The organism is Pseudomonas sp. MOIL14HWK12:I2 (genome assembly GCF_000510745.1).
GTDB lineage: Bacteria > Pseudomonadota > Gammaproteobacteria > Pseudomonadales > Pseudomonadaceae > Chryseomonas > Chryseomonas oryzihabitans.
In genome coordinates this window covers 57,658-77,335 of record NZ_AZOA01000016.1, presented here as the reverse complement: position 1 = coordinate 77,335, position 19,678 = coordinate 57,658, and the positions used below count along the sequence as shown (strand labels likewise).

At 68.5% G+C, this 19,678-nt stretch carries 21 protein-coding genes and 2 pseudogenes; 13 read left to right on the top strand and 10 right to left on the bottom strand.

Features of this window, described 5'->3' with window-relative positions; genetic code table 11:
• Positions 1–17 precede the first annotated feature (17 nt).
• Both PSK12I2_RS0114895 and PSK12I2_RS0114890 read left to right on the top strand, forming a co-directional pair.
• Positions 18–548 (top strand): hypothetical protein, encoded by a 531-nt coding sequence (locus tag PSK12I2_RS0114895; protein WP_223855364.1) that lies wholly within the window; start codon positions 18–20, stop codon positions 546–548.
• A 113-nt stretch (positions 549–661) separates the two neighbouring features.
• Positions 662–1,771, top strand: coding sequence for a Gfo/Idh/MocA family protein (locus PSK12I2_RS0114890; RefSeq protein ID WP_027599017.1), 1,110 nt, complete (start codon positions 662–664; stop codon positions 1,769–1,771).
• Between the two features lie 62 nt (positions 1,772–1,833).
• Here the strand turns inward: PSK12I2_RS0114890 and PSK12I2_RS24620 are convergent, their stop codons facing one another.
• Positions 1,834–2,001: a DUF2897 family protein gene (locus tag PSK12I2_RS24620; protein WP_007160578.1), complete on the bottom strand. Its 168-nt coding sequence runs from the start codon at positions 1,999–2,001 to the stop codon at positions 1,834–1,836.
• A gap of 48 nt (positions 2,002–2,049) precedes the next feature.
• Entirely contained in the window at positions 2,050–2,505 is a 456-nt protein-coding gene (locus PSK12I2_RS0114880; RefSeq protein WP_027599016.1) for a multidrug/biocide efflux PACE transporter, read from the bottom strand.
• An 82-nt stretch (positions 2,506–2,587) separates the two neighbouring features.
• Here PSK12I2_RS0114880 and PSK12I2_RS0114875 point away from each other — a divergent pair, with 82 nt between their 5' ends.
• The 5 genes from PSK12I2_RS0114875 to PSK12I2_RS0114855 all read left to right on the top strand — a co-directional run bounded on the left by PSK12I2_RS0114875 (position 2,588) and on the right by PSK12I2_RS0114855 (position 8,219).
• Positions 2,588–3,463 carry a LysR family transcriptional regulator gene (locus PSK12I2_RS0114875; protein ID WP_027599015.1) on the top strand — a complete coding sequence of 292 codons (876 nt, stop codon included), beginning with the start codon at positions 2,588–2,590 and terminating at the stop codon, positions 3,461–3,463.
• A gap of 77 nt (positions 3,464–3,540) precedes the next feature.
• Positions 3,541–4,239 (top strand): orotidine-5'-phosphate decarboxylase, encoded by a 699-nt coding sequence (gene pyrF / locus PSK12I2_RS0114870; RefSeq protein ID WP_027599014.1) that lies wholly within the window; start codon positions 3,541–3,543, stop codon positions 4,237–4,239.
• Between the two features lie 103 nt (positions 4,240–4,342).
• Entirely contained in the window at positions 4,343–5,260 is a 918-nt protein-coding gene (locus tag PSK12I2_RS0114865; RefSeq protein WP_027599013.1) for a MoxR family ATPase, read from the top strand.
• Positions 5,230–6,213: a DUF58 domain-containing protein gene (locus PSK12I2_RS0114860; protein WP_371100615.1), complete on the top strand. Its 984-nt coding sequence runs from the start codon at positions 5,230–5,232 to the stop codon at positions 6,211–6,213. Before PSK12I2_RS0114865 ends, PSK12I2_RS0114860 begins: the two co-directional genes overlap by 31 nt.
• Positions 6,210–8,219, top strand: a complete 2,010-nt coding sequence (locus PSK12I2_RS0114855; protein WP_027599011.1) for a DUF3488 and transglutaminase-like domain-containing protein — start codon at positions 6,210–6,212, stop codon at positions 8,217–8,219. Before PSK12I2_RS0114860 ends, PSK12I2_RS0114855 begins: the two co-directional genes overlap by 4 nt.
• On the opposite strand, the gene PSK12I2_RS0114850 is transcribed toward PSK12I2_RS0114855, so the two are convergent.
• The 4 genes and pseudogenes from PSK12I2_RS0114850 to PSK12I2_RS0114840 all read right to left on the bottom strand — a co-directional run bounded on the left by PSK12I2_RS0114850 (position 8,201) and on the right by PSK12I2_RS0114840 (position 10,720).
• Entirely contained in the window at positions 8,201–8,380 is a 180-nt protein-coding gene (locus tag PSK12I2_RS0114850) for a hypothetical protein (RefSeq protein WP_007160571.1), read from the bottom strand. The genes PSK12I2_RS0114855 and PSK12I2_RS0114850 overlap by 19 nt on opposite strands.
• A 75-nt stretch (positions 8,381–8,455) precedes the next feature.
• Positions 8,456–8,986: pseudogene (locus tag PSK12I2_RS25575) on the bottom strand (methyl-accepting chemotaxis protein); the annotation flags it as partial.
• 333 nt (positions 8,987–9,319) lie between these two features.
• Positions 9,320–9,487 (bottom strand): annotated as a pseudogene (locus tag PSK12I2_RS25570) (HAMP domain-containing protein); the annotation flags it as partial.
• Between the two features lie 402 nt (positions 9,488–9,889).
• Entirely contained in the window at positions 9,890–10,720 is an 831-nt protein-coding gene (locus PSK12I2_RS0114840) for a TatD family hydrolase (RefSeq protein WP_027599009.1), read from the bottom strand.
• 88 nt (positions 10,721–10,808) lie between these two features.
• Between PSK12I2_RS0114840 and PSK12I2_RS0114835 the strand changes: the two genes are divergently transcribed.
• Positions 10,809–12,239, top strand: coding sequence for a transglycosylase SLT domain-containing protein (locus PSK12I2_RS0114835; protein WP_027599008.1), 1,431 nt, complete (start codon positions 10,809–10,811; stop codon positions 12,237–12,239).
• A gap of 153 nt (positions 12,240–12,392) precedes the next feature.
• The gene (locus PSK12I2_RS0114830) at positions 12,393–12,698 is read left to right on the top strand and encodes a hypothetical protein (protein ID WP_027599007.1); all 306 of its coding nucleotides are present in this window, start codon (positions 12,393–12,395) and stop codon (positions 12,696–12,698) included.
• Between the two features lie 3 nt (positions 12,699–12,701).
• On the opposite strand, the gene greB is transcribed toward PSK12I2_RS0114830, so the two are convergent.
• From greB to PSK12I2_RS0114815, 3 genes are read right to left on the bottom strand one after another with little or no spacing between them, the layout of a single operon-like run.
• Positions 12,702–13,205 carry a transcription elongation factor GreB gene (gene greB / locus PSK12I2_RS0114825; RefSeq protein WP_027599006.1) on the bottom strand — a complete coding sequence of 168 codons (504 nt, stop codon included), beginning with the start codon at positions 13,203–13,205 and terminating at the stop codon, positions 12,702–12,704.
• A 3-nt stretch (positions 13,206–13,208) separates the two neighbouring features.
• Positions 13,209–15,719 carry an ABC transporter permease gene (locus tag PSK12I2_RS0114820; RefSeq protein ID WP_027599005.1) on the bottom strand — a complete coding sequence of 837 codons (2,511 nt, stop codon included), beginning with the start codon at positions 15,717–15,719 and terminating at the stop codon, positions 13,209–13,211.
• Positions 15,716–16,390, bottom strand: coding sequence for an ABC transporter ATP-binding protein (locus PSK12I2_RS0114815; protein WP_007160564.1), 675 nt, complete (start codon positions 16,388–16,390; stop codon positions 15,716–15,718). The genes PSK12I2_RS0114820 and PSK12I2_RS0114815 overlap by 4 nt, the downstream gene beginning before the upstream one ends.
• 148 nt (positions 16,391–16,538) lie before the next feature.
• Here PSK12I2_RS0114815 and PSK12I2_RS0114810 point away from each other — a divergent pair, with 148 nt between their 5' ends.
• From PSK12I2_RS0114810 to PSK12I2_RS0114800, 3 genes are all read left to right on the top strand, one after another.
• Positions 16,539–17,093 carry an arylesterase gene (locus tag PSK12I2_RS0114810; protein WP_241495322.1) on the top strand — a complete coding sequence of 185 codons (555 nt, stop codon included), beginning with the start codon at positions 16,539–16,541 and terminating at the stop codon, positions 17,091–17,093.
• 98 nt (positions 17,094–17,191) lie between these two features.
• Positions 17,192–17,473 (top strand): hypothetical protein, encoded by a 282-nt coding sequence (locus PSK12I2_RS0114805; protein WP_007160562.1) that lies wholly within the window; start codon positions 17,192–17,194, stop codon positions 17,471–17,473.
• A gap of 74 nt (positions 17,474–17,547) precedes the next feature.
• Positions 17,548–18,525: a L,D-transpeptidase family protein gene (locus PSK12I2_RS0114800; RefSeq protein WP_027599003.1), complete on the top strand. Its 978-nt coding sequence runs from the start codon at positions 17,548–17,550 to the stop codon at positions 18,523–18,525.
• Positions 18,526–18,647: 122 nt separating this feature from the next.
• Here the strand turns inward: PSK12I2_RS0114800 and PSK12I2_RS0114795 are convergent, their stop codons facing one another.
• Positions 18,648–18,899, bottom strand: coding sequence for an Lpp/OprI family alanine-zipper lipoprotein (locus PSK12I2_RS0114795; RefSeq protein ID WP_007160560.1), 252 nt, complete (start codon positions 18,897–18,899; stop codon positions 18,648–18,650).
• A 446-nt stretch (positions 18,900–19,345) separates the two neighbouring features.
• Between PSK12I2_RS0114795 and PSK12I2_RS0114790 the strand changes: the two genes are divergently transcribed.
• Complete coding sequence (locus PSK12I2_RS0114790; RefSeq protein WP_007160559.1) at positions 19,346–19,627, top strand: GNAT family N-acetyltransferase; 282 nt, start codon at positions 19,346–19,348, stop codon at positions 19,625–19,627.
• Positions 19,628–19,678 lie beyond the last annotated feature (51 nt).

Below are 19,678 nucleotides of genomic sequence, written 5' to 3'. Positions count from 1 at the left end.
CTGAGTGTGGTGAGCCCATGCGTGGATACCTGGCAACGACGGCGCTGGCCGTGACCCTGCTGTTGGCGGGCTGCGATAACGAGTCACCGCCTGCCACGGCCAAGACGCCTCCCGCACCAGCGCCAGTGCCAGAGGCACCGAAGCCGCCGGTGGCCGCCGAGCCCCAGGGCAGCGCCGCCGATCTGCGCGCCTACCGCCTGGATCCACTGCCCGGCAAGGCCTTCGTGTTGCCGGCCCCGCCCCCGAAAAAGCAGGACCTGGCCAAGAACAGCCAGGTCAAAAAGCCCGCCGTGCCCAAGCCGGCATCGGCTGCAGCCCATCCCCTCGATCTCAGCGTACCCGGAGAGGCGGCCACGCCCCAGGCGGTGAGCACGCGTCACCTGGGCGCAGGCAAGGCCGACAGCAGCGTCGCCGAGGCGGGTCTGCTGCCGCAGTTGTTTCGCAAGGCGGACGATCCCGGGCGTTTCGAATTGGGCGGGCGGGTGATCAGCCGGGATCGCAGCGACGATTTCGAAGGCGCGGAAGTCGAGTTGCGCTTTCGCCGCTAGCCTGACGCGGGCGCAGTGCCGTCGTCGAACGGCTGTCCGGAACTTCCTGGCCGCAACGCTTGCCGACAGTTCAGGTGGCGGACACGTCGTCTGCCTGGATTCGGGAGCGTTCCATGCCCAGCGCAACAGGCAAGATTCGTTATGCAGTGGTAGCAGGTGGCTGGATTTCCCAGGGCGCCTTCATGCCCGGGGTCGGCCAGACCAGCAATTCCGAGATGACCGCCCTGGTCACCGGCGATCCCGTCAAGGCGCGGGATCTGGCCGCCAAGTACGGCCTCAAGAGCTACAGCTACGAAGAATTTCCCAGCTTGCTCACGTCGGGCGAGATCGATGCCATCTACCTGGCCACGCCGAACTTCCGCCATCTGGAATTCGCGGTGCCGGCGCTGGAGGCTGGCATCCATGTCCTGCTAGAAAAGCCCATGGCCATCAGCGAGGAAGAATGCCAGGCGATCAACGCCGCGGCCGCGCGCTCCGGCGCCAAGTTGATGATCGCCTATCGACTGCACTGCGAGCCGGGCACGGTGGAGATGATCGAGCGGGTACGCAATGGCGAGATCGGCGATCCGCGCCTGTTCACCTCGACCTTCACCCAGCCGGTCGACACGGCCAACCACCGCGCCCAGAGCGGCTTCTGGGCCGGTCCCGTCACCGACATGGGGCCCTATCCACTCAATGCCGTGCGGGCGCTCTTCGCTGACGAGCCCATCGAAGTCAGTGCCGTGGGGATAAGGACACCCGGGCGCGACGTCACCACCTGGGATGCCGTGACCGTGACCCTGCGCTTTCCTGAAGAACGGCTGGCGAGCTTTACCGTCAGTTTCAGCGGCCCCAACACCGAGCGTTTCCAGCTGATCGGTCGCAAGGGCGAGATCGAGGCCTCGCCGTGCTTTGGCTTCGGTGAAGGCGTCGCCATCGGCTATCGCCTGACCGTGGACGGAGAGACCGAAGAATTCAAGGCGCCGGTGGTGGATCACTTCGGCGGCGAGACGGCCTATTTCTCCGATTGCATCCTGCAGGATCGGCAGCCGGAAATGGACGGGGAGGAGGGCTGGCGCGACGTGCGTGTGCTGGCGGCCATCGAGCGCGCCCTAGAAAGCGGTCAGCCGCAATCCCTGGAACCGCTGCCCAAGCGTCAGGGACCGACCCGTGAGCAGGTGCGCAGCCTGCCACTGGCGGAGGTGCCGGAATACGTCAATACCAAGGCACCGCTGGAGTCCTGATGCTACAGAGCCCTGCCACCCAGAGGGTGACAGGGCTCTGCCTGGACGCCCGGGGCGCGCGATCAGCGGTCCTGGGCCTCCTTGGCATCCATCTCGGCATTGCGCTGCCGGATCTTGGTTTTCTGTTCGTCGGTCAAGGGCACCTTGCGCGCCGTGTCCTTGAGCATGAGCAGGCTGCCGACCACCGAGCCGATGGCAACCAGCAGGATCAACCAGGCATACCAGGGCATCTGTCTTCTCCTTGAGTGGCTATATCGCTTCGACCACGGACAAGGCTATCAGTGCGCCCGGCAGGTCGCATTCGTGCGCCTGAGCCAGGCGGCGTAACCCAGGTCGTAGAGCCAGTTGAAGGCCAGGGTGTAGGGCAGGAAGAACAGGATCAGTCCCAGGTCCAGCAGCAGCGCCTGCCACAGGCTGATGGACAGCCACCAGGCGGCCAGCGGCACCAGCACCAGGATCAGTCCGCCTTCGAAGCCGAGGGCGTGCAGCAGGCGGACACCCAGGCCACGGGTGAAGCCCAGGCGCTGTTGCAGCCGATCGAAACCCAGGTTGAACACCAGATTCCAGAGCATGGCGATGGCCGAAAAAGCGGCGGTGAGCAGGCCCATGTGCCCCAGGGAGCGATCCAGCAGCCAGGCCAGGGTCGGAGTGGCGAGCAGCACGGCGATCCCCTCGAACAGCAGGGCATGCAGGATGCGGGCACTGGCGGGACGCTGGGTGAGGGGGCCGGACATGAGGTGACTCCACGATGGACAGGTCCTCAGTCTCATCGGTTAAGCTGGGGAGATCAAAGTGGATTCCATAGGGTAAGCCGATATGTATCCCAATGCCGAAGCCCTCGAGGCCTTCGTCGAGGCGGCCGCGGCCGGCTCCTTCAGCGCCGCGGCACGGGTGCTGGGCAAGCGGCAGTCCAGTATCAGCGAGAGCATCGCCCGGCTGGAGGACGACCTGGGGGTGTCGCTGTTCGATCGCCACGGCCGCTACCCGCTGCTGACGGCCGCTGGCGAGCAGCTGCTCGACCAGGCCCGCGCCGTGTTGTCGGCCCATGATCGCCTGGCCAATCGCGCCACCCAGCTGGCGGCCGGGGTGGAGCCGCGCCTGACCCTGGTGATCTCCGATACCTATCAGCCCACCCGTTACGAGGCGCTGCTGACGGAGCTGGACCAGCGCTATCCGGATCTCGAGTTCGAATGCCTGATCGCCGAGGACGCCGATGTGCTCAGCCTGGTGCAGGGACGCGCGGATCTGGGCCTGCTGGCCGGTCAGCCGCCCTATCCGGCGGACATCGAGGCGGCCACCCTGGATGGTCTGGTCACCTTCGGTCTCTATGTCGCCGTCGATCATCCGCTGGCAGCGCTGGAGCGGGTCACACCGGCCGACCTGGCGCCCTATCGGCTGCTGCGCCTGAGCACCGTGACCGAAGCCTCTCCCCAGGTCAGCCGCCTGCCGGACACCCGCGGCCGCTGCTGGTCGGCGCCCGACTACCTGCTGCTGCTGGACATGGCGGTGCAGGGCTTCGGCTGGGCCGAACTGCCGCTGTGGCTGGTGACGACCTTTGGCCAGGGGCGGCTGGTGGAGCTGGCCGTGCCGGGCTGGCCGCAACGGGTGGCGGTGGACGTGGTCTGGTCACGGCGACGGCCGCTGGGTCCGGCGGGCAACTGGCTGCGCGAACGCCTGCTCAGGCCGAGCTGACGGACGAGAACGGCCAAGTGCCGGCGCGGCGCTTTTCTGCGAAAATGCCGGCCTTTGCCGTTTTGCCGAGAGCTCCCATGTCCGCCTGCCAGTCTCCCATCATCGTCGCCTTGGATTTCCCTTCGTCGTCCGCCGCCCTGGCGCTGGCCGACCGCCTCGACCCCGCCACCTGCCGGGTCAAGGTCGGCAAGGAGCTGTTCACCGCCAGCGCCGCCGGGGTGGTAGAGGCTCTGCGCACACGCGGCTTCGAAGTCTTCCTCGACCTGAAATTCCACGACATCCCCAACACCACCGCCATGGCGGTCAAGGCCGCGGCGGAGATGGGCGTCTGGATGGTCAATGTCCACTGCTCGGGCGGCCTGCGCATGATGACCGCCTGTCGCGAGACTCTGGAGGCCTTCCAGGGTCCCAAGCCGCTGCTGATCGGTGTCACCGTGCTGACCAGCATGGAGCGCGAGGACCTGGCGGACATCGGCCTGGACGTGGATCCCCAGGAGCAGGTACTGCGCCTGGCCGGTCTGGCCGCTCGCGCCGGGCTGGACGGCCTGGTCTGCTCGGCTCAGGAGGCCTCCGCGCTCAAGGCTGCGCAACCGGCGCTGCAACTGGTCACCCCCGGCATCCGGCCGGCCGGCAGCGCCCTGGATGACCAGCGCCGCATCCTCACCCCGCGCGAGGCCCTGGACGCCGGCTCCGATTACCTGGTGATCGGCCGGCCCATCGCCCGCGCCGCCGATCCGGCCCGCGCCGTGGAAGAGATCCTCGCCACCCTGAAATAAGCGGTAAAGCTCCGGGGCGGCGGTCGCCGGCAAAAGGTGCTGCTATTCTCGTCTTGCAGGCCGACGCCTTCTCATGTCGGCGCAAGGCGAGAGACCTCAGGGCATGCACGATAGGTTGAACGCCTGTCTCAAGGCGGTAGACGGCGTTTTGTTGGGCAAGGAAACCCAGGTCAGGCTGGCGCTGGCCTGCCTGCTGGCGCGGGGGCACCTGCTGATCGAGGACCTGCCCGGCATGGGCAAGACCACCCTCAGCCATGCCCTGGCCAGGGTGCTGGGACTGTCGTTCCAGCGCATCCAGTTCACCTCCGACCTCCTGCCCGGCGATATCCTCGGCACCTCGGTGTTCGATCGCGACAGCGGCCAGTTCGTCTTCCATCCCGGGCCGGTGTTCGCCGAGTTGCTGCTGGCCGACGAGATCAATCGCGCCACGCCCAAGAGCCAGAGCGCGCTGCTCGAGGCCATGGAGGAGGGGCAGGTGACCATCGAAGGTGCCACCCGGCCCTTGCCCGATCCCTTCTTTGTCATCGCCACCCAGAATCCCATCTCCCAGGGCGGCACCTTCGCCCTGCCGGAATCCCAGCTCGACCGCTTCCTAATGCGGCTGTCGCTGGGTTATCCCGGACGCGCCGCCGAGCGCGCGCTGCTGCTTGGCGGTTCCGGGCGCGAGCAGCTGCCGCGCCTGGAGCCCCTGCTGGATCATGCCCAGCTGCGGCTGGTCCAGGCCGAGGTGCCGCGCATCCATGCCAGCGAGGCGGTAGTGGACTACGTGCTGCGCCTGGTGGAGGCCACCCGCACCCAGACGTCCTTCGCCCTCGGCCTGTCGCCGCGCGGCAGTCTGGCGCTGCTGGCCGCGGCGCGCGCCTGGGCGCTGCTGGCGGGGCGCGACCATGTGCTGCCCGAGGATGTCCAGACGGTGCTGCCGGCGGTGGCTGGACATCGCCTGCGCGACATCGCCGATCCCGCCGGGCATGGCGGTGGCGCCCTGGTGCAGTGGCTGCTGCGCGAAGTCCCGGCGCTGTGACCGGCGGCGCCTGGCAGCGCTATCGAGAAGGCTGGCTGGCGCGGCGGATTCCCCCGGCCAATCGCATCACCCTCGATCAGCGACGCATCTTCATCCTGCCCACCCGCCAGGGGGGCGCCTTCGCCATCGCCCTGCTGCTGATGCTGCTGGCCGGCATCAACTACCAGAACAGCCTGGCCTATGGCCTGACCTTCCTGCTGTTTTCCCTGGCGCTGGTGGCCATGCTGCACACCTATCGCAACCTGGCCGGTCTGCAACTGGTCGGCGGCGGCGCCAGTCCGGTGTTCGCCGGCGAGGCCGCCGGCTTTCGCCTGCGCCTGGAGAGCGAGCGCCGCGCGCACCAGGGCATTGCCCTGGGCTGGCGCAACGAGCCGCTGGTGCTCAGCGACGTACCGGCAGGAGAGAGCGTCGCCCTGCAGATCTTCCACCCGGCGCCAGATCGCGGCTGGCTCAGACCCGGGCGGCTGCGGGTGGAGAGCCGTTTTCCCCTCGGCCTGTTCGTCGCCTGGAGCTGGCTGGACCTGGACGTGCGCGCCCTGGTCTATCCGCAGCCACTGGCGACCACGACGCCGCTGCGCGGCGGCCAGGATGCCGGCAACGAGGAAGGCCAGCGCCAGACGGGACAGGGGGCCGACGACTTTCAGGGGTTGCGGTCCTATCAGCCGGGCGACTCGCGTCGGCGGCTGGACTGGAAGGCCTTTTCCCGCGGGCAGGGCCTGCTGGTCAAGGACTTCACCGCCCTGGCCGGCAGCGAACTCTGGCTGGATTTCAGCGTGCTCGATGGCGACACCGAAACGCGGCTGTCCTGGCTGTGCCAGGCGGTGCTGGATTGCAGCGCCCGCCAGCTGCGCTTCGGCCTCAGGGTGCCCGGGGTGGAGCTGGCGCCGGCCAGCGGCGAAAGCCAGCGTGACGCGGCGCTGCAGGCCCTGGCCCTGTTCGGGCGGCCATCATGAGCACCGCCGTGCCGCAAGCCATTCCGCGCATCGCCCTGATCTGGCTGCTGGTGGCCCAGGCGCTGGTGATCCTGCCGCACCTCACCCATCTGCCGCCCTGGGTCGGCCTGCTCTGGGCCTTTTGCGCCGGCTGGCGGGTGCTGCTGTTTCGCATGCGGGTGCGGGCGCCGACGCGGATCGAGAAGGGCGGCCTGCTGCTGCTGACCATGGGCGGCATCTGGCTGTCGCGTGGCTCCTTCATCGGTCTGGATGCCGGTGCCGTGCTGCTGCTGGTGACCTTTGCCCTCAAGCTGATCGAGATGCACAGCCGCCGCGATGCCCTGGTGGTGATCTATCTGGGGTTCTTCGCGGTGGTGATCGCCTACCTGTTCGAGGATGGCCTGCTCGCCGCGCTCTACAGCCTGCTGCCGGTGACCGCCCTGGTGGCGGCGCTGATCGGCCTGCAGCAGAGTGCCCTGGCCAGTCGGCCGCTGGCGACGCTGAAAGTCGCCGGCACCCTGCTGCTGCAGGCGGTGCCGCTGATGCTGCTGCTGTTCCTGGTGTTTCCCCGTATCGGCCCGCTGTGGTCGTTGCCACAACCGGGCGACCAGGCGCGCACCGGACTGGGCGACAGCATGGCGCCGGGGGAGATCGCCCAGCTCTCGCAATCCGCCGAGCGGGTGTTTCGCGTCAGTTTCGCCGGCGACCGGCCGGCGCAGCGTGATCTCTACTGGCGGGCGACCACCTACGAGCGCTTCGACGGCGCGCGCTGGTCGGTGGATCCCGACACGGCCTGGAGTCCGGAACCGGCCTGGACGCCGAGCGGTCCCCGACTGGACTACCAGGTGGTCATGGAGCCGAGCGGTCGGCCCTGGCTCTACGGCCTGGACGTGGCGCGCAGCGATCAGCGCGACGTGCGCCTGGCCAGCGACTTCCATCTGCAGCGCCGCCGCCCGGTGGATCAGGCGCTGCTCTATCGGGTATCCAGCTGGCCGCAGGCCACTCGCGAGCCGGAGCGGCTGTCCGCCTCCAGCCAGAGGCGCGCGCTGCAGCTGCCCAGTGGCGGCGAGCCGCGCACCCGTGCCTGGGTAGCCGGGCTCAAGACTCGCGCGCCAACGCCCGAGGCCCTGGCCCAGGCGATCCTGGCCTATTTCCGCCAGCAACCCTTCGTCTACACCCTGCAACCGCCCACGGCAGGCGTCGATGCCATCGACGCCTTTCTCTTCGACAACCATCGCGGCTTCTGCGCCCACTATGCCGGCGCCATGACCTTTGCCCTGCGGGTGGCGGGCATTCCGGCGCGGGTGGTGGCGGGCTACCAGGGCGGTGAATTCAATGCCGCGGGCGGCTATCTGCTGGTGCAGCAATTCGATGCCCATGCCTGGGTGGAATACTGGCTGCCGGGGCGCGGCTGGGTCAGCGTCGACCCTACCGCCCAGGTGGCGCCCGAGCGTATCGAGCGGGGTCTGCAGGAGGCCCTGGCGGCCCAGGGCGCGGCCAACGAATTCCTCGCCGACAATCCCTTCGCCGCCAATCGCTATCGCAACCTGGCCTGGCTCAATGACCTGCGTCTGGGCTGGGACCGCCTCAACTACGGCTGGCAGCGCTGGGTGCTCAACTACCAGGAGGATACCCAGGGCGAACTCTTCAAGCGGCTGCTCGGCGAGGGTTCGCTGCAACGCCTGGGGCTGCTGCTGGCGCTGGTGGTGTTGGGCGTGCTCGGGGTGATGGCCCTGCTGGTGCTCAAGCCCTGGCAGCGGACGCGGGATCCCCTGTTGACGCGTTTCGACCAGTTCGAGCGGCTGCTGGCGCGGCAAGGCGTCAGGCGTCGAAGCGGCGAGGCGGCGGGCAGCTTCGCCGGACGCGCCATGGCCGAGCTGCCGGCGGCGCGCGCAGCGATCTCGGCCTTTTCCCAGGAATTCCAGGCGCAGCGCTATGCCGGTCGGCCGCAGGATCCTGCGGCTCTGACCAGGACGCTGAAGCTATTGAAACGTCAGCTGCGTGGCCGTCAGGCGCGCAGCGACTGAGGCACGGGGAGGGCGTCAGGCTCTTGCAGGGCGAAGGCCACCAGGCAGACGACGGCCGCCAGGATCAGCGGTTGTGGATGGGGGTTGCCGAGCGCCTGGGCGATGCAGCCCAGGCCCAGCAACAACAGCACGGCGGAAGTGAGGGTGGTGACCGAGCGCATGACGGTTCTCCGAAAAACGTGCGGGCATCTTGCCGCCTGTCGGGCAACCGCGCGAATGCGCTCTCGCTATGGAGGCTATAGGCGCAACTGGCGAATCGCCTGATTCAGGGTTCCTGCGAGGGCGGCCAGTTCGGTGCTGGTGCTGGCCGACTCCTGCGTCAGCAGCATGGTCCTTTCCGTGACATCGCGGATGCCTACAACCGACCTGCTCATCTCTTCCGCCACCTGGGCCTGCTGTTCGGCGGCCACGGCGATCTGGGTGTTGCTGTCGCGCATCAGGGTCACGGCGGCGGTGATGTCGGCCAGGGCCTGCCCGGCAGCGCCGGCCTGGACCACGCAGTCATCGGCCTTGAGCGAGCTTTCGCGCATGAATTCCACGGCATCGCGGGTGCCGGCCTGGAGGCCGTCGACCATGCGGGTGATCTCGTCGGTGGAACCCTGCACCCGCTTGGCCAGGTTGCGCACCTCGTCGGCCACCACGGCGAAGCCGCGGCCAGCCTCGCCGGCGCGGGCCGCCTCGATGGCAGCGTTGAGCGCCAGCAGGTTGGTCTGTTCGGCGATGCCATGGATGACGTTGACCACGCTGGTGATGCGCTCGCTGTTTTCGGCCAGCTCCTGGATCATCACCGCGGTCTGCTGCACGCCCTGGGAGAGGTCGGCGATGGAATGGCTGACGCGCTCCACCGCCTGCTGGCCGGCGCCGGCCAGGCGGTCGGCTTCCTGGGACTGGTCACGGGTACCGGCGGCGTGCTCGGCGATCTGCTGCACGGTGGCGCTCATCTCGTTGATGGCGGTGGCCGCTTGGTCGGTTTCGTGCTGCTGATCCTGCATGCCGCCCCGCACGCCCTGCATGCCGCTGGCCAGGCGTCCGGCGCCTTCGTCCAGGCGGGCGGCGCTGGCGGCCACGGTACCGACGACGCGGGTGTAGCTGTCCTGCATGGCGTTGAAGGCCTGGGTCATCTGCCCGACCTCGTCGCGCCCGCGCACCTCGACCCGGGCGGTGAGGTCGCCGTCGCGCTCCACCCGCAGCATGGTGTCCTTGAGGCGTTGCAGATTGCCGAGGATGAAGCGGATCAGGAGCTGCGAGGCCACCAGCAGCACCAGCATCAGCACGCCCACGGCCAGGGCGTATTCCGGTGCCCGGGCCAGGAAGATGTCGGTAAAGGTCGGGGCGCTCAGGCTGGCAGCCGCCTCACCCACGACGGCCTTGACCGCCTTGAGCTGCTCGGCGCGGCCGGAGACCTCCAGTTGCATGGCGAACAGCACCAGCAGGAGGCTGGTGACGAAGGCAACGGCGTTGACCGCCCAGAATTTGTACTTGAGGGAAATATCGCGCAGCCAGGCAAACATAGGGGGCATCCAGTCGGCGGGGCCGCACAGCCTGGCAGGCCGGCGCGACCCGGATCTTGACTGGCGTCAATGTCCTGCGAGAAGACGTCTGACGCCGTGGAATAAGCCCAAAGGTTAACGGCTTGCACGGGTCTGACTTTAGCGAAACGGCAACCCTGCCTAGTCGAATTCCTCGATCCGCTCTAACACGGCGATCTCCGGCAGCCCGAAGAAGGCGCGGGCGGTGGCACTGGTGTGCAGGGCGGTCTGCTCGGGCGTTTCGTTGCGCAGGCGCGCCACGGTGCGCAGGATCTCCGGCAGGAAGGCCGGCTCGTTGTGGCCGTGGCGCGGCTTGGGTCTGAGGGTGCGCGGCAGCAGGTAGGGGGCATCGGTTTCCAGCATCAGCCGACCGACCGGGATCTGCCCGACCAGCTCATGCAGGTGCAGGCCGCGGCGCTCGTCGCAGATCCAGCCGGTGATGCCCAGGTGCAGGTCGAGATCCAGGTAGCCATAGAGCGCCTTGCGTTCGCCGGTGAAGCAGTGCACCACGGCGGCCGGCAGGTGGTCGCGATAGTCGCGCAGGATCGCCAGCATGCGCTCGCTGGCGTCGCGCTCGTGGAGAAACACCGGGCGGCGCAATTCGGCGGCCAGGGCCAGCTGTTCCTCGAAGCAGCGCTCCTGCTGCGGCCGCGGGGTGAAGTCGCGATTGAAGTCCAGGCCGCATTCGCCCAGGGCCCGTACCTTGGGCTGGCTGGCCAGGTCGCGCAGGGTCCTGGCGGCGGCCGCGCTCCAGGTCGAGGCTTCGTGGGGATGGACGCCCGCGGTGCTGAACAGCGCCTCGCCCGCATCCAGGCGCAGGCAGAGATTGAGGGCGTTCTCGCTGTCTTCGAGGGTGGTGCCGGTCAGCACCAGTTGCATCACACCGGCGGCCTGGGCCCGCTCGATCACCGCGTCCACCTGCTTGAGCAGACTGGGGTGGGTGAGGTTGACGCCGATGTCGATCAATTGCATGGTGCGGACCTTCCACAGATTTTGTCCCTTCATTCTATCCGTAGTCCGGGTGCTATCGGCGCTGTCCCGGCCAGGTCAGGAGTCCTGGATGCCGTTTCGATTCACCCTGGTCCTTGTTGGCTGCCTGCTCGCCTGCTCCGCCCAGGCACGGCTCGGTGCCCTGCCACCCGAAGCACCACGCCATGTCGCGGCGCGCGACCTGACCGCCATCGAGCGGGCCGGCGAGTTGCGCGTCCTGGTCAACCAGAGTCGGCACAGCTCCGGCGAATGGAACGGCCAGGCGCTCGGCATCGAGTATCGGCGCCTGCAGGCCTTCGCCCGTTACCTGCAGCACCAGCCCGGGGGCCGGCCGCTGCGCCTGGTCTTCGTGCCCAAGGCCAAGGACGACCTCCTGGCGGCGCTGCAGCGCGGCGAGGGCGATCTGGTGGCGCCGGGCGAAACCCTGCTGCCGCCGCCGCATTCAGCGCTGATCGCCGCGTCGGTGGCGGCGCCCACCAGTCTGGTGGTGGTGGGTGGGCGCGGTCAGCGCCTGCCCCGCCATCTGGAGCAACTGGCCGGACGCCGGGTGGTGCTGCCCCAGGGCAGCGCGGCCGGTCCGGCCCTGGCCCGGCTCAACGCCCAGCTGGAGAAGCGCAGGCTGCGGCCGGTGCAGGTCGAGTGGGCCGATCCGACCCTGGCGGTGGAAGACGTCCTGGAGCTGACCCAGGCCGGCATCTATCCGCTCAGCGTCGTCGAGTCCGGGTTGGCCCATCGCTGGGCGCGGGTGCTGCCACGCCTGCGGGTGGCCGATCGGCTGGTGGTGGCCCATGACCAGGCGCAGCTCTGGTATCTGCGCGCCCCGGCGCACCAGCTCGCCGAGCGGATCCGGACCTTCGCCCGGCAACCCCAGGCGCGCGACGACGACCAGGCCTTTCGCCAGGCCTATGCGCGCCGCTACCAGGTGCGCGATCCACTGCAGGCCCATGACCGCAAGCGCCTGGCCCAGGTGCGGCCGCTGCTGCAGCGCTACGCCAAGGCCTACGACTTCGACTGGCTGACCCTGGCCGCCATGGCCTACAAGGAATCCGGCCTCGATCCCCATGCCCGCGGTGCCGGCCGCGCCGCGGGGCTGCTGCAGATCACCCCGCGGGCGGCGCGCAGCGTCGGGGTGCGCAACCTGCATTCCGCCGAGGACAACGTCAGGGCCGCCACCCGGTATCTGGCGCGCCTGCGCCGCGAATTCTTCTCCAGTCCGCGGCTCGCCGAGCGCGAGCGCCGCGCTTTTACCCTGGCGGCCTACAACCTTGGCCCGGAGCGCGTCCAGGCGCTCCGGGCCAAGGCGCGCAAGCAGGGGCTGGACGGCGATCGCTGGTTCTTCCAGGTCGAGCGCATCGCTGCCGAGGAGGTGGGTGTCGGGGTGGTCAACTACGTGGCCAGCGTCAACAAGTACCGGGTGGCCTTCAGTCGCGAACGGGCCCGGCTGGAAGCGCCGGCCGTGGCGGCGACTGGGGCCAGGGAGAACGGTCGCGGGGACGGTTGAAGCCCGCTTGACAGGGCGGTCGAGCCCTCCCTAGGATGATCCCGCGCCGATTTAAACAGCAACTTGCGGGGCGCTCCCAAATACCGCTAAAGCGCTGGACGGAACAGGCCTCGTACTACCGCCCAGCTGGATCTACGAGGCGGAATTTCGTCCATGCTACCGCTCCCGCTACGCCTGACTCCCCTGACCCAGGGCAAACTCGCCAGTCATCCCGCCATCCTCCTCGGCGGTCCCGACCAGCCCACCCTGTTGCGTTACCTCGAAGGCTGGCCCAAGCGCTGGCCGCACAGCCGCACCCTGCAGATCCGCTTCGCCGACCGGGCCGAACAGCTGCGCGCCTTCGGCGACGACAGCTTCGATTTCGCCGTGGTGCAGTCGCCGGGCCAGGCCGGTCTCGAACCCCTGGTGCGGGAACTGACCCGCGTGGCGCGGCAGGGCGTGATCACCCGTCGCCGCTAGCCGTCATTCCTCGGGATAGGCGATCTCGACGATGTACCAGCGCTGTTCGCCGGCCGGCGTCTGCAGGCGGACCTCGGCGTCCAGCGCCTTGCCGACCAGCGCCCGCGCTAGGGGCGAGTCGATGCTGATGAGATTCTGCCGGAGGTCGAGTTCGTCCGGGCCGACGATGCGATAGCGCTTTTCCGCGCCCTCGTCGTCTTCCAGGGTGACCCAGGCGCCGAAATAGACCTTGGTCGGATCGGCCGGTCGTTCGCGGATCACCTTGAGATTCTCCAGCCGCTTGCGCAGGAAGCGCACCCGGCTGTCGATCTCCCGCAGCATCTTCTTGCCGTAGATGTACTCGGCGTTTTCCGAACGATCGCCCAGCGCGGCCGCCTCGCTCACCGCCTGGGTGACCTGGGGCCGGCGCACGTTCCACAGTTCGTGCAGTTCGGCGCGCAACCGGGCTTCGCCGGCGGCGGTGATCAGGGGCGTGCCGGCGGTGCGCGGCGGACGGTAACGACTCATGGATCAGCTTTCTCTCAGGATCAGTAACGGACTGGCGGTGAGGGCCCGCCGCGTGCCCAGCAGGCCCGCCGCGCCGACCAGCAGGGCGCCCAGCACCGGCAACAGCAGCAGCCAGGGATGGGGTTGCCAGTCCAGGTCGAAGGCCAGCCGGTAGAGCAGGGCGCTGACGATCTCGCAACCGAGCGCCGCGAGCAAGCCGCTGGCGCCGCCGAGCAGGATGAATTCGGTGCGCCGCGCCCGTTGCAGCAACTCGCGCCGGGCACCCAGGGCGCGCAGCAGGGCGCCCTGGCGGATGCGTTCGTCGAGGGTCGCCTGCAGGCCGGCCAGCAGCACGGCGATGCCGGCGGCCAGCACGAACAGCAGCACGAACTCCACCGCCACGCTGACTTGGCGCAGGATGCTGCGCAGCTGATCGAGCAGGGCGTCGATGGGCAGCAGGGTCACCGCCGGGAATTGCCGGGCCAGGGCCAGCAATTCGCGATCGTGCCCGGGCGGCAGGTAGAAGCTGCCCAGGTAGGTGAAGGGCACGTCCTGCAGGGCGCCCGGGGCGAAGATCACGAAGAAGTTCGGCTGGAAGTTGTCCCAGCTGACCTGCCGCAGGCTGGTGACTCGCGCCTCGATCTGGCGATCGCCGATGACGAAGCCCAGGGTGTCGCCCAGGCCGACGCCGAGGCTGCGCGCCAGCTCGCTTTCCAGGGACACCCCGGGCAGGTCGCCGGTGGGCAGCGCGTCCCACCACTGACCGGCTTCCAGGCGGTTGCCGTCCGGCAACCCAGCCGACCAGGTCAGGTTGAGATCGCGCCGGGTGGCACGGCCACCGCGGGAGTCGTCTTCCAGGCCTTCCTGGGCCGGATGCCCCTTCACGCTGACCAGGCGGCCCTGCACGATCGGATAGAGCGGACTGGCGTGGGGCGAGAGACCGGCCACCGCCGCGGCGAAGGCCTGGCGCTCGTCCGGCAGCACATTGAGGGCGAAGTGGTTGGGCGCCTCGGCCGGCAGTTGCGCCTGCCAGCGTTCCAGCAGCTCGCCCCGCAGCAGCACCACCAGACTCATGGCCAGCAGGATCAGGCCGAAGGCCAGGGTCTGGCCCACCGCCGCCAGGGGATGCCGGAGCAACTGACCCAGACCCAGCCGCCAGGCCAGGGGCGCACCCTGCATGGCCCGGCGCAGGCCACGCAGGGCCAGGTAGAGCAGACTGCCGAACAGCAGTCCCGCGACCAGGCCACCCACCAGCAGCGCCAGGGTCAGGCGCAGATCCAGCGACAGGCGCCACATGATCAGCCCCAGGGCGAGCAGGGCGCAGCCATAGACCAGCCAGGTGCGCAGGGGCACGGGCTGCAGATCGCTGCGGAGCACCCGCAGCGGCGGGACCCGCCCCAGGGCGGCCAGCGGCGGCAGGGCGAAGCCGACCAGGGCGACCAGGCCGGTGCCCATGCCGGCCAGCGCCGGGCCGATCCCGACCGCCGGCAGGCGCGCAGGCAGGAGGCCATGCAGCAGCTCGAACAGCACCAGCTGCGCCAGCCAGCCGAGCAGGGCGCCGAGCAGACTCGCCGCCAGCCCCAGCAATCCCAATTGCAGGCCGTAGAGCACCAGGGCGTCGCGGCGGGTCAGACCCAGGCAGCGCAGCAGGGCGCTGGCATCGAAGCGCCGCGCGGCGAAGCGATTGGCCGACAGCGCCACGGCCACGCCGGCCAGCACCACCGCCACCAGGCTGGCCAGCCCCAGATAGCGCTGGGCACGTTCCAGGGCATTGCCCAGCTGGCGATTGCCATCGCCCGGCCCTTCGAAGCGCTGGTTGGCGGCCAGGGCCGGGGTGAGCGCCTGACGATAGGCGGCCAGGGCCTGGGGCTCGCCGCGCCAGAGTTCGCGATAGCGCACCCGACTGCCGGGCTGGATGACGCCGGTGGCGGCCACGTCGTCGAGATTGATCAGTATCCGCGGCGTCAGGCTGTAGAAGTCACCCGCCCGATCCGGTTCGTAGGTGAGCACCCGGGTGATGGTGAGGGCCTTGCGCCCGATGTCCAGGCGATCACCAACCTTGGCGTCCAGGGCCAGCAGCAGGCGCGGCTCGACCCAGGCCTCACCGGGCGCCGGAGCGCCGCCCGGCTGGTCGGGCGCGTCCGGCGCCGCCGCGCTGCGCACCTCGCCGCGCAGGGGAAAGTTGGCCTGGACCGCCTTGACGCTGGCCAGCTGCAGGGCCTCGGCACCTGCGGCCATGGTGCTGAAATTGAGCGAGCGGCTGTGTTCGAGGCCCCGCTGCAGGCCGGCGTCTACCTGTTCCGGACGTGGCGGTTCGCTGCCCAGCAGCACCAGGTCGGCGGCGAGGAATTCGCTGGCGCGATTTTCCATGCCCGCGCCCAGGCGGGCGGTGAAGTAGCCGATGGCGACGCTGGCGGCGACGGCCACCACCAGTGCCAGGCAGAGCATGCGGATCTCGCCGGCGCGGAGCTCTCTCAGACTCTGGCGCCAGGCCAGGCCGAACAGCCGGGTGAAGGGCAGACCGGTACGCCTCATGCCGCGACCTGCCGGCCGCCTTCTAGGCGCAGTTGGCGGGCGCAGCGCGCGGCCAGGCGCTCGTCATGGGTCACCAGTACCAGCGTCGTGCCGCGCTCACGATTGAGTTCGAACAGCAGATCGCTGATATGGGCACCGGTACGGCTGTCGAGGTTGCCGGTGGGTTCGTCGGCGAAGAGGATGCTCGGGCGCGGCGCGAAGGCGCGCGCCAGGGCGACCCGCTGCTGCTCGCCGCCGGAGAGCTGCCGGGGATAGTGGCGCAGTCGTTCGCCCAGGCCGACCCGTTCCAGCAGGGCCACCGCCTGCTCGCGGGCCTGGCGCACGCCCTCCAGCTCCAGCGGCAGCATGACGTTTTCCAGCGCCGTGAGGCTGTCCAGCAGCTGGAAGGACTGGAACACGAAGCCCACCCGTTCGGCGCGCAGGCGGGCACGGGCGTCTTCGTCGAGGGTATCCAGGCGCTGACCGGCGAGATGGACCTCGCCGCCGCTGGGCAGGTCGAGACCGGCCAAGAGACCGAGCAGGGTGGACTTGCCGGAACCCGAGCTGCCGACGATGGCCAAACTGTCGCCGGCCTGCAGTTGCAGATCCAGCGCCTGGAGGATCGGCAGCGCGCCTTCCGCGCCCGTGACGACCTTGCTAAGGTCGCGTGCCAGCAGTATGACTTCGCTCATGAGGTATCCGATGCCGTATTCGAAGGGCCCGCATGCGGGCGGCTGTGGCGAGTTAGAGTCAAAAAAGCGGGCGAAGTCCAGCGCGCCTTTGCGGCAAGGCATTGCCTGGCTGCTGGCGCTGCTCTGCCTGACCCTCACGCCCCTGGCCATGGCGCGCACCCTGCTGGTGGTGGGCGACAGCATCAGCGCCGGCTACGGCCTCGCCGAAGGGCAGGGCTGGGTACGCCTGCTGGAGCGGCGCCTGCAGGCGCAGCGGCTCGACTACCAGGTGGTGAATGCCTCCATCAGCGGCGACACCACCGCCGGCGGCCTGGCGCGCCTGCCACGGTTGCTGGCTGAGCATCGACCCGACGTGGTGGCCATCGAGCTGGGCGGCAACGACGGCCTGCGCGGCCAGCCGCTGGCGCAGTTCGAGCGCAACCTCACCGCCCTGGTGGAACAGGCCAAGGCCCGAGGCGCGCGCGTCCTGCTGCTGGGCATGCGCCTGCCGCCCAACTACGGGCCGCGCTATACCGATGGCTTCGCCCAGGTCTACACGGACGTGGCCAAGGCCCAGCAGGTGGCCCTGGTGCCCTTCCTGCTGGAAGGGGTAGGCGGCGATCCGGGCTATATGCAGCCGGATGGCATCCACCCCCAGGCCAATGCCCAGCAGCGCCTGCTGGACAACGCCTGGCCCCAGTTGCAGCCGCTGCTGCGCGACTGAACGCCGGACTTTTCCCCGACGGGGCTTTCCGCTAAGGTTGCGCGCCCCGCCGGTCCGGCCAATCGACCGCCCGGCGGAACCGCCCCTGGAGTATCCCGATGTCCCGCCTTTCCCGGTCCATGCACGGCTATCAGCTGATCCAGCCCGATGCCCAGCTCGACCTGTTCGCCTGCCGCGAGGGCCGAGTCCATATCGTCGCCCGGCAGCTGGAGCTGGGCTCGCCGACCGACCGGACGCTGTGCGGTACCCTGCTGCCGGCGCGTCCCCGCCTGCATCCGCTGAATCGCCGGGCGCTCGGCCTCAAGACCCTCTGTCCGGCCTGCATGCAGCGGCTGCAGGGCGCCAAACGGGGATTGCCGAATCCGTTACAGGTCTTTTGAGGCCCTGCCGGACGCCGATCGAGGCGTGTACAATTCGCGCCGTCACCTTTTTGCTCCTTGCAAGGATTCATCCCATGCCCGCGCGCGTTTCGACCCTGGTCGGTTCCCTCTCGCTGTTTGGTCTGTTGAGCGCGGGTACGGCGCAGGCACTGGAGTTGCCGCTGCCGCCACCCGGTGAAGACGTGGTCGGCGAGGTTCAGGTCATCAAGGCCGCCTACGAAGACACCTTTGCCGATCTCGGCCAGAAGTACGATCTGGGCTACACCGAGATGGTGGCCGCCAACCCGGGCGTCGATGCCTGGCTGCCGGGCGCCGGCACCGAGATCGTGCTGCCCACGCGCTTCATCCTGCCGCCCGGCCCGCGCGAAGGCATCGTCATCAACATCGCCGAATACCGCATGTACTACTACCCCAAGGGTGGTCACACGGTGTTCACCTACCCGCTGGGCATCGGCCGCGAAGGCTGGGGTTCGCCCATCGGCGTGACCAAGGTGGTGGACAAGATCAAGGATCCGTCCTGGTATCCGCCGGAGTCGGTACGCGCCGAGCACGCCGCCGAAGGCGATCCGCTGCCCAAGGTGGTGCCGCCCGGTCCGGACAATCCCCTGGGGCCCTACAAGATCCGCCTGACCCTGCCGGGCTATCTCATCCACGGCTCGGACAAGAAATTCGGCATCGGCATGCAGGTCAGCCATGGCTGCTTCCGCATGTACAACTTCAACGTGACCGAACTGGTCGGCATGCTGCCCGTGGGCACGCCGGTGCGCATCATCGACGAGCCCTACAAGTTCGGCGTGAGCCAGGGCAAGCTCTACCTGGAAGCCCACCAGCCGGTGACCGTGAAGGGCGATCCGACCGAGATCGACCGTCAGGCCGCGGTGGTCAATGCGCTGATCAAGCGTGACGACCTGCTGCAGGCCAATAGCGCGGTGAACTGGAACACGGTGCGTGACGTGGTCCAGGGCCAGGACGGCCTGCCAGTGGAAATCGCCGACCTGCCGGCCGGGATGACGCCGGGTGCGGTGGCCAAGGCGCCTGCCAAGACCCTGTGATCGCGACCGGCCGAGCGCGCTCGGCCGGCCAGACAAACAAAAAGCCCGCCATCTGAGATGGCGGGCTTTTTGTTTGCTCCGGGAAAGGCGACTGTTGCCACTCGCCTTTCCAGCCGAGGCGCTTACTTGCGGCTGGCTTTTTCCAGCATACGCAGGGCGCGCTCGTTGGCTTCGTCAGCGGTCTGCTGAGCTTTCTGAGCGGCGGCCAGGGCCTCGTCAGCGTGACGGTAGGCTTCGTCAGCACGAGCCTGAGCACGGGCAGCGGCGTCTTCGGTAGCGGTCAGGCGAGCTTCGCTTTCCTTGTTAGCGGTGCTGCAACCAGTGGCCAGAGCAGCGGCCAGAGCCAGGGCGGCGAATTTCAGAGCGTTGTTCATCGTAAACCCCTTGAGGTAGACATCCTGTTTTAAGATCAATTTCCCAGGTGGAAAATTGCGGCTACATACTACTCATTACCGGTCGTAAGTAAACTGAGCGAACCCGTTGAAGAAGGATTTTTTGCGGAAAATCCTTCTCGGCTCCCCGTGTTCGTCCCGGAATCCCTGCGCACCCGGTATCAGCAATTGCTTGGATGGCTTAAAGTCGCGAACGTTTCAAAACGTTAGAGGATGAGCGGAAGTTGTCAAGCGCTGAGCCGCGCCTGCTCCCGCGCAGGCGGCCCTGATATAGTGTGTCTTCTCGGTGCGACGGCTGGTCAGAACCTGCTTCTTCCGGAGGGGTCTGACGCGCTGTGGCTCAGTCCCGCACAGGAAGGGTGCGTTCTCGTCTTCGGGTATCATCGATAACAATGGATAAGGCGGAGCCAAACCGCCAAGGAGTAGTCATGAACGAGTCCCTGCACGTGGAACACGATGAGGCCAATCATCAATTCCACCTTTCTGTCGACGGCCAGCGCGCCTATCTCGCCTACATGGATCTGGGCAAGCAGACCATGGATTTCTATCGCACCTTCGTCCCCGATGCCCTGCGTGGGCGCGGCCTGGCAGCGCGGCTGACCGAGTACGCGCTGAACTACGCCGAGAGCCGCGGCTACAGCGTCATTCCCTCCTGCTCCTATGTGGAGCACTACCTGGAACGTCGTGGCCAGGTGACGCCGCTGGCCTGAATGGCCACGCCAAGAAAAACGCCGGGCTGAGCCCGGCGTTTTCGTATCTGC

What these genes read in the sequence shown, in the direction of transcription:
- PSK12I2_RS0114895 (WP_223855364.1), top strand. Translation starts at nt 18, where the DNA reads ATGCGTGGATACCTGGCAACGACGGCGCTGGCCGTGACCCTGCTGTTG.
- PSK12I2_RS0114890 (WP_027599017.1), top strand. Translation starts at nt 662, where the DNA reads ATGCCCAGCGCAACAGGCAAGATTCGTTATGCAGTGGTAGCAGGTGGC.
- PSK12I2_RS24620 (WP_007160578.1), bottom strand. Translation starts at nt 2,001, where the DNA reads ATGCCCTGGTATGCCTGGTTGATCCTGCTGGTTGCCATCGGCTCGGTG.
- PSK12I2_RS0114880 (WP_027599016.1), bottom strand. Translation starts at nt 2,505, where the DNA reads ATGTCCGGCCCCCTCACCCAGCGTCCCGCCAGTGCCCGCATCCTGCAT.
- PSK12I2_RS0114875 (WP_027599015.1), top strand. Translation starts at nt 2,588, where the DNA reads ATGTATCCCAATGCCGAAGCCCTCGAGGCCTTCGTCGAGGCGGCCGCG.
- pyrF (WP_027599014.1), top strand. Translation starts at nt 3,541, where the DNA reads ATGTCCGCCTGCCAGTCTCCCATCATCGTCGCCTTGGATTTCCCTTCG.
- PSK12I2_RS0114865 (WP_027599013.1), top strand. Translation starts at nt 4,343, where the DNA reads ATGCACGATAGGTTGAACGCCTGTCTCAAGGCGGTAGACGGCGTTTTG.
- PSK12I2_RS0114855 (WP_027599011.1), top strand. Translation starts at nt 6,210, where the DNA reads ATGAGCACCGCCGTGCCGCAAGCCATTCCGCGCATCGCCCTGATCTGG.
- PSK12I2_RS0114850 (WP_007160571.1), bottom strand. Translation starts at nt 8,380, where the DNA reads ATGCGCTCGGTCACCACCCTCACTTCCGCCGTGCTGTTGTTGCTGGGC.
- PSK12I2_RS0114840 (WP_027599009.1), bottom strand. Translation starts at nt 10,720, where the DNA reads ATGCAATTGATCGACATCGGCGTCAACCTCACCCACCCCAGTCTGCTC.
- PSK12I2_RS0114835 (WP_027599008.1), top strand. Translation starts at nt 10,809, where the DNA reads ATGCCGTTTCGATTCACCCTGGTCCTTGTTGGCTGCCTGCTCGCCTGC.
- PSK12I2_RS0114830 (WP_027599007.1), top strand. Translation starts at nt 12,393, where the DNA reads ATGCTACCGCTCCCGCTACGCCTGACTCCCCTGACCCAGGGCAAACTC.
- greB (WP_027599006.1), bottom strand. Translation starts at nt 13,205, where the DNA reads ATGAGTCGTTACCGTCCGCCGCGCACCGCCGGCACGCCCCTGATCACC.
- PSK12I2_RS0114820 (WP_027599005.1), bottom strand. Translation starts at nt 15,719, where the DNA reads ATGAGGCGTACCGGTCTGCCCTTCACCCGGCTGTTCGGCCTGGCCTGG.
- PSK12I2_RS0114815 (WP_007160564.1), bottom strand. Translation starts at nt 16,390, where the DNA reads ATGAGCGAAGTCATACTGCTGGCACGCGACCTTAGCAAGGTCGTCACG.
- PSK12I2_RS0114810 (WP_241495322.1), top strand. Translation starts at nt 16,539, where the DNA reads ATGGCGCGCACCCTGCTGGTGGTGGGCGACAGCATCAGCGCCGGCTAC.
- PSK12I2_RS0114805 (WP_007160562.1), top strand. Translation starts at nt 17,192, where the DNA reads ATGTCCCGCCTTTCCCGGTCCATGCACGGCTATCAGCTGATCCAGCCC.
- PSK12I2_RS0114800 (WP_027599003.1), top strand. Translation starts at nt 17,548, where the DNA reads ATGCCCGCGCGCGTTTCGACCCTGGTCGGTTCCCTCTCGCTGTTTGGT.
- PSK12I2_RS0114795 (WP_007160560.1), bottom strand. Translation starts at nt 18,899, where the DNA reads ATGAACAACGCTCTGAAATTCGCCGCCCTGGCTCTGGCCGCTGCTCTG.
- PSK12I2_RS0114790 (WP_007160559.1), top strand. Translation starts at nt 19,346, where the DNA reads ATGAACGAGTCCCTGCACGTGGAACACGATGAGGCCAATCATCAATTC.